At 45.0% G+C, this 999-nt stretch carries 2 protein-coding genes; both read left to right on the top strand.

Annotation, left to right across the window (positions count from 1 at the left end; all coding sequences use genetic code 11):
- On the top strand, positions 1 to 743 hold a 743-nt coding region (cvfB, locus tag GMD6S_RS09480), incomplete at its 5' end, for an RNA-binding virulence regulatory protein CvfB (RefSeq protein ID WP_000507452.1).
- Positions 744 to 751: 8 nt separating this feature from the next.
- A complete protein-coding gene (locus GMD6S_RS09475) occupies positions 752 to 967 on the top strand; it encodes a YozE family protein (protein ID WP_001232077.1) in 216 nt (71 codons plus the stop codon).
- Positions 968 to 999 lie beyond the last annotated feature (32 nt).

The raw sequence follows: 999 nt of genomic DNA, 5'->3' as shown, positions 1-999 counted from the left end.
AACATACAGTAGGGGATACGGTCAAAGGTTTTGCCTACACGGATATGAAGCAAAAACTCCGCTTGACCACTCAAGAAGTTACTGCGACTCAGGACCAATTTGGTTGGGGAACCGTAACAGAAGTTCGAAAGGACTTGGGTGTCTTTGTCGATACCGGTCTACCTGATAAGGAAATCGTTGTGTCACTCGATATCCTCCCTGAGCTCAAGGAACTCTGGCCTAAGAAAGGTGATAAACTTTACATCCGTCTTGAAGTGGACAAGAAAGACCGAATCTGGGGACTTTTGGCGTATCAGGAAGACTTCCAACGTCTGGCTCGTCCTGCTTACAACAACATGCAGAACCAAAACTGGCCAGCCATTGTTTACCGTCTCAAGCTGTCAGGAACATTTGTTTACCTACCAGAGAATAACATGCTTGGTTTCATTCACCCAAGTGAACGCTACGCAGAGCCACGTTTGGGGCAAGTGTTAGATGCGCGTGTCATCGGTTTCCGTGAAGTGGACCGTACTCTTAACCTCTCCCTCAAACCACGTTCTTTTGAAATGTTGGAAAATGATGCCCAGATGATTTTGACCTACTTGGAAAGCAATGGCGGTTTCATGACCTTGAATGATAAGTCATCTCCTGACGATATCAAGGCAACCTTTGGTATCTCTAAAGGTCAGTTCAAGAAAGCACTCGGTGGCTTGATGAAGGCTGGCAAAATCAAGCAAGACCAGTTTGGGACAGAGCTGATTTAGGGAGGCTTATGAGAAAATCATTTTATACTTGGCTCATGACTGAGCGTAATCCTAAAAGTGACAGCCCTAAAGCCATCTTGGCAGACCTTGCTTTTGAGGAGTCAGCCTTTCCAAAACACACGGATGATTTCGATGAGGTGAGTCGCTTTTTGGAGGAGCATGCCAGTTTCTCTTTTAACCTAGGAGATTTTGATGCCATCTGGCAAGAATACTTAGAACACTAGAGACAATGAGATGAGGCTAGTATTTTATTGTT

This window comes from Streptococcus sp. GMD6S (assembly GCF_000297015.1).
Note: the sequence above shows the minus strand (reverse complement) of the source record. Positions and strands in the feature narration are given on the sequence as shown.